The 4,726-nt window shown below is 63.8% G+C and carries 6 protein-coding genes; all 6 read right to left on the minus strand.

Annotated elements, in window-relative coordinates:
- Positions 1–171: 171 nt before the first annotated feature.
- A complete protein-coding gene (gene embR / locus F0Q45_RS24405; protein ID WP_149656342.1) occupies positions 172–1,332 on the minus strand; it encodes an ATPase/transcriptional regulator EmbR in 1,161 nt (386 codons plus the stop codon).
- Between the two features lie 240 nt (positions 1,333–1,572).
- Entirely contained in the window at positions 1,573–2,274 is a 702-nt protein-coding gene (locus tag F0Q45_RS24410; protein WP_149656343.1) for a C39 family peptidase, read from the minus strand.
- A 121-nt stretch (positions 2,275–2,395) separates the two neighbouring features.
- A complete protein-coding gene (locus F0Q45_RS24415; protein WP_149656344.1) occupies positions 2,396–2,767 on the minus strand; it encodes a DUF4189 domain-containing protein in 372 nt (123 codons plus the stop codon).
- Between the two features lie 67 nt (positions 2,768–2,834).
- Positions 2,835–3,569: an LppX_LprAFG lipoprotein gene (locus F0Q45_RS24420; RefSeq protein WP_149656345.1), complete on the minus strand. Its 735-nt coding sequence runs from the start codon at positions 3,567–3,569 to the stop codon at positions 2,835–2,837.
- 90 nt (positions 3,570–3,659) lie between these two features.
- A complete protein-coding gene (locus F0Q45_RS24425) occupies positions 3,660–3,968 on the minus strand; it encodes a DUF732 domain-containing protein (RefSeq protein WP_149656346.1) in 309 nt (102 codons plus the stop codon).
- Between the two features lie 119 nt (positions 3,969–4,087).
- The coding region (locus F0Q45_RS24430; protein ID WP_149656347.1) for an ABC transporter ATP-binding protein at positions 4,088–4,726 on the minus strand (639 nt) is incomplete at its 5' end.

The raw sequence follows: 4,726 nt of genomic DNA on the forward strand, positions 1-4,726 counted from the left end.
TTTGAGGTGGTAAGGGCCGAACATCGACCCCACTCGCGAGTCTGGCGCCTCGCCCATTGCTGATCCTCCTCAACCCAACCCGAATCCCGCCGACCCTATCAACAGGCTTGAGGTATCGCACGGAGTGCAACCACCGGTCCAGCAACCATGCCGGTGATCATGACGGTAAGCCTAGTCCGCGGCGCTGGCGGCGATCTGGAAGACGAACTCGTGGTCGCAAATGCGGATATGGTCACCATCGTTGAGCGTGACGGCGCCGCGGATTCGTTGGTGCTGCACATGGACGCCGTTGGAGGACCGGAGGTCGTTAATGATGTAGTTGGTCCCGGTGTCGATGATGACGGCGTGGTGGCGGCTGACGTTGGCGCTGTCGAGAACGATGTCGTTATCGCTGAGGCGCCCGATTCGGGTGGCCGCGGTACGCAGTGGGCAGTCGCGACCCGAGGCGATGCTATGTAGATAGGCGACCGCTTCCTGCCCGGACACCATCGTGCGCTGATCGAGCACGGTGACTGTCCCGACGGCGGTGGACTTGGCGTTCATCTTGGCGTCCAGCGGTTCTTGGCGAAGGATGCGTTCATTCAGGGCACGCAACGTCGGGCCGGGATCTATGCCAAGATCCTCGGCCAACGTCGTCTTCACCCGGCGATAGGCGCCCAAGGCGTCGGATTGGCGGTCGGTGAGGTAGTAGGCGGTGATCAGCTGGGCCCACAATGGTTCCCGGTACGGGTGCTCGACCGTGAGGGCTTCTAATTCGGCGATCACCGCAGCGGCCCGACCGCAAGCGATTTCGGCCTCCGCCTTGGCGGTGTGCGCGAGAACTTTGTCCTCCACCAGAGCCGCGGCAAACGCCTCGACGAACCGAAAGTCGCGTAGGTCATCGAGCACCGGTCCGCGCCATTCCCGCAGTGCTGCCGACAGATGCCGGCTGGCCTGTTCGAACTGACCGGCAGCAGCCGCATGCACCCCGGCAGTCTTCTCGGCGATGAACCGACCTAGGTCGCAAGTGTTCTCGGGGATACTGAGCCGATAGCCCGGCGGCGCCGCGGCCAACATTGCTCGAGGATCTACCCCGGCGCCGCCGAGCAGCTTGCGCAGATTGGATACGTAGGAGTGAATGCTGGCCCGAGCGCCCGGCGGGGGCCATTCTTCCCACAGCGCGGTGATCAGGGCGTCGACCCCGACCGGCCGGTTGCGATTTATCACCAGCATGGCCAGCACCGCTCGTTGCTTAGGGGTGCCCAGTGGCACCAGGGCGCCGTCGATGCTCACCTCCAACGGGCCCAGCAGGGCGAATTCGAGGTGTTGGCCCACCCTCGCGCTACCAGCCATTGCGGGTCCTCCGTGGCTCATATGCCTTAACCTACGAGTTTCTATCAAACGTCATTGTGGTACGAGGTTCGCCGATCAGATACGAACCCATGCTTGTGGCAGGTTGACATCGCTTCGCCCGGCCAGGGTATTCGTCCACGTTGCACGCGAATTACATAGGGGCCCAACAGGACTGGATCGGCGGGCAGCCGGTGAGCGGGTTGCGCCCGAGGTTTGCCCGCCGCCGTGGTTGTCCGTGGGTCACTTGACGATGCCGGTGGTGACGACCAAGAAGTCATGGCTGGTGTCCCAGGCCTTGACGAAGATTTCCATGGGAACTTGCTCGTCGCGGCCCTGCTGGTTGCCGCTGTCGTTGAGGTGCACAATGCCGCTGGCGGTGTCGACTCCGGTAACCACCACGGCGTGGTCGGACCGCGGGCTGCCATCACTGTTGGTCTCCTCGACCGGCTGGCCCCAGATCATTTCGGCGTTGACGCTGACGATCACCGCGTGGCCACCGCCCAGGTACTGCTCGAGGGCTTCCATGCCGGTGGGGATCCCGGTCTGGGCGGCGTCGTCGGTGTCGGTGACCTTGGCGTGGACGCCGTAGTGCTCCAGCAGTGTCGGTACGTCCCACATGCTGGTGCCCATGCCCGAATTCGGGTTCTTGGTGTCAGCCGGCTTGACGTAGATAGAGCCGGGGTGGACGGTGCTGGGTGTGGATTGGGCAACCTTGATGATCGCCTTCTCCGACGGCTCCTTGTCGGTTATTTGACCGACCACGTCGGCGCTCGACATGATGACGCAGTCATCGTATTTCTGGTAGCGCCACCACTTGGCGGCTGCCACCGGGTCGCCGTACATGGTGCCCGAAGCCGCATCGGCCGGCCCGGCCAGCCCGAGCGCAACGGCGCCGGCCACGGTGGCGAAGACAGCGGTCTTGGCGATCGTGAGAAATCTCATGAGTCGTGGTCCCTTTTCTCGTTCTCGTTCCGCTTGGGCGGAATGGGTGTTGAGAAAAGGTTGCGGTCACGGCCTTTTCGTTATCTCTACGAATCCTTGAGGTGACTTGGCGGCCGCGAGGCTAGTTGCAGGCCCAGGTGTCGATGTAGCCACCTTGAAGCTTGCCTAGCGCGTCCTTCATAGCGGCGCTCAGGTTAGCTCCCACTCCGCCCTTGTAATCGTGGTCTTTGGCGGCGACTGCGCCGCAGGCGGTAAAGGTGGTCAGCACCTTGCAGTCGGAATACCCGCACGACTTGACCGCGGTGGCTTCGGCCGCCGCCTTGGTCGGGTAGGACCACGATCGGCCCCATGAGCCGTTGCTGGAATAGGCGATCGCGCCATAGGAATCGGCGGCGTGTGCCGTGGGGGCAAGCGCGGCCGTCGTTGCGGTGACGACCGCCAGTCGGGCGACTGCCACCGCGAACCGCCGCCGCCGGGGAGCCATCGTCGTCATTGGTGAATCCTTTCCGAGCGTGGACGGTTCGGCCGAATCACTATGGCGCAACGCCGTTCGGCACTAGCTAGAGCGGTTTCGTCGCGGTGACCTGCTTGCCCCAATCGGACATTGTCAGCGTCACCGAAGCATTCGGAGTAGGCACGATCTGAACTTGGACGAGGTGCGAGGACCCATCCGACGCGGTCCACACCGTGGTCGGCACAGTCGAAACGCTCTCGGCGGTCAGCCGTGAGCCGGCAAGGGTCGCGATGTCATCGGCGGCGGAGCTACCGGTGATTTTCGTGGTGGCCACCCCGTTGACCTGTTGGGAGCCCGCCACCGAGGCGTCCTTGAGGTTGGCCAACAGGTTGGCCAGGCCCTTGTTCGGGTCGAGCAGCACCGACACGTTATAGATCGAGGCGCCGTTGCCAAAGTCGGTATACGTGCCGGGTTGTCCCAGGTCGGCGTAGAGATGACCGTCGACATAGACGAATTTCGCCTCTTGGGTTTCGCTACCAAGGATCATCGTCGCGCTGCCGGTGGCCGCAACTTGCGGTGTGTTGGAAACGTCGCCGTCGAGCTTTGTCACCCGCAGGTTGGGCACGTCACCCTGCACGTCGAGGCTCACGTGCATGCCGGTGACCTTGCGCATGACGTCGGCTGCCTGTTTGAGCAACGTCGCCGCCGCACCGCTGGTTGTGCTGGCCGTGGTGCCGGGCGACTTGCGGCCGCTGTCCACATGTCCGCAGCCGCTGACCACCAGTAGGACGGCGAGCGCGGTGGCGACGGTGACGGCAAGGGTACGAGGTGCACGCTTCATGGACATCTCCTTAGGTCGGCCCACAGCAGTAAAGGCCGAACACCGAGCTTAATAAGACCCATTTCTGGTCCCCGCATCCTGGTGGGGCGGCTAGGCGAGCTGGCTGGCGTACTGCGGGCAGTAGTCCTTGGTCGCGTAGACGACGAAGTAGGCAGCTTGCTTTGACGTCAGATTGGTCTGGCTGAGGATTTCGTTGGCGATCTGGGTTCCGGACGCGCCGGCGGCAAGCTCCGTGCACACCTGGTGGCCTTCTTGAACGGCGGCCTGAGGTGAGGTGAAGCTGACGCCCACGGACTCCAGCTGCGAGATAAACGCCGAGTCCGCGGTGGTGGCCGCGGCGGCGCCGGCGGTGGCACCGACTGCGGTGGTGAGGGCTGCGGTGCTGCGGGGTGAGAGCATTGCTGAGGTCGTACCTTTCTCCGGTGCTGGTCTCCTGGCTGGACTGACCCTGGACTGACCTCAGCATCGGGGCGGTCACTTGGCGGATCTTGATGCCTTCTGGATAACGTCCGGCGCCGCTATCTGGAGGCCTGGCTCATCTCGTAGTAGGCGCCGCGCTGGGACATCAGTTCGGCGTGGTCGCCTTGTTCGACGATCCTGCCGGCCTGCACGACCACAATGCGGTCGGCGTCACGGATCGTTGAAAGCCGATGGGCGATAAGGAAACTTGTTCGATCGCGGCGCAGTTCGCGCATTGCTCGCTGAATGAGTAGCTCGGTGCGGGTGTCGACCGAGCTGGTGGCCTCGTCCAGGATCAGCAGCTGGGGGCGGGCGAGAAACGCGCGGGCGATGGTGATCAGTTGCTTCTCACCGGCGCTGATATTGCTGCCGTCGCCGCTGATCCGGGTCTGGTACCCGGCGGGCAGAGTATGGACGAACCGGTCGACGTAGGCTGCTTTCGCGGCCTGCTCGATCTGGTCCGCACTGGCTTGCGGCCGACCGTAGGCGATGTTCTCGGCAATCGTTCCGTCGAACAGCCAGGTGTCTTGCAACACCATGCCGATCCGAGATCGCAGCGCTTGCCGGCTCATTGAGGCGATATCGACGCCGTCGATCACGATTCTGCCGGCATCGACCTCGTAGAACCGCATCAGCAGGTTGACCAGCGTGGTCTTGCCCGCCCCGGTCGGACCGACGATCGCCACGGTGCTGCCCGG

This window comes from Mycobacterium simiae (assembly GCF_008370645.1).
Lineage (GTDB): Bacteria > Actinomycetota > Actinomycetes > Mycobacteriales > Mycobacteriaceae > Mycobacterium > Mycobacterium simiae_A.

Coding starts and splice junctions, on each gene's coding strand:
- embR (WP_149656342.1), bottom strand. CDS start 1,332: ATGGCTGGTAGCGCGAGGGTGGGCCAACACCTCGAATTCGCCCTGCTG.
- F0Q45_RS24410 (WP_149656343.1), bottom strand. CDS start 2,274: ATGAGATTTCTCACGATCGCCAAGACCGCTGTCTTCGCCACCGTGGCC.
- F0Q45_RS24415 (WP_149656344.1), bottom strand. CDS start 2,767: ATGACGACGATGGCTCCCCGGCGGCGGCGGTTCGCGGTGGCAGTCGCC.
- F0Q45_RS24420 (WP_149656345.1), bottom strand. CDS start 3,569: ATGAAGCGTGCACCTCGTACCCTTGCCGTCACCGTCGCCACCGCGCTC.
- F0Q45_RS24425 (WP_149656346.1), bottom strand. CDS start 3,968: ATGCTCTCACCCCGCAGCACCGCAGCCCTCACCACCGCAGTCGGTGCC.